Source organism: Paraburkholderia sp. J8-2, from assembly GCF_905220195.1.
In the GTDB taxonomy this organism is placed as follows: Bacteria; Pseudomonadota; Gammaproteobacteria; order Burkholderiales; family Burkholderiaceae; genus Paraburkholderia.
The window spans coordinates 1-431 of the sequence record NZ_CAJMZA010000124.1 but is presented as its reverse complement, the minus strand read 5'-3'; the positions used below and the strand labels follow the sequence as shown (position 1 = coordinate 431).

The 431-nt window shown below is 65.2% G+C and carries 1 protein-coding gene; it reads left to right on the top strand.

Translation table 11 applies throughout. From position 1 onward, the window contains the following. Window positions 1-20: 20 nt before the first annotated feature. The coding region (locus tag U5A52_RS43100) for a LysR family transcriptional regulator (protein WP_321940513.1) at window positions 21-431 on the top strand (411 nt) is incomplete at its 3' end.

Below are 431 nucleotides of genomic sequence, written 5' to 3'. Positions count from 1 at the left end.
GAGGCCAGCGACAAGCGACCATGGACCCGATCGAGCGATTCTTCGAGGCTGGACTGAAGCTCAGCCATTTGCGCCTGCTCACGCTGTTCGACAGCGTCGGGCAGATCCGTCTCGTGGCCGAGCGCCTGAATCTTACGCAGCCTGCCGTGTCGAAACAGCTCGCCGATCTGGAAGAGGGGCTCGGCACGCCGGTGCTCGAGCGCGTGGGCAACCGGTTGCGGTTTACTGCGGTGGGCGACGTGCTGCTGCGGCATGCGCGCGAGGTGTTTCATCAAATCGAGCGGGCGCGCTACGAGGTCGATGCGCTCACGAGCGGACTCTCGGGGCGCATTGCCGTGGGTGCGGTGCCGACCGTGCTGCCGGTGTTCGCGCCCGAACTCGTGCTCGAGCTGAAAAAGCGCGCGCCCCACGTCAACGTGTCGTTTTTTGAG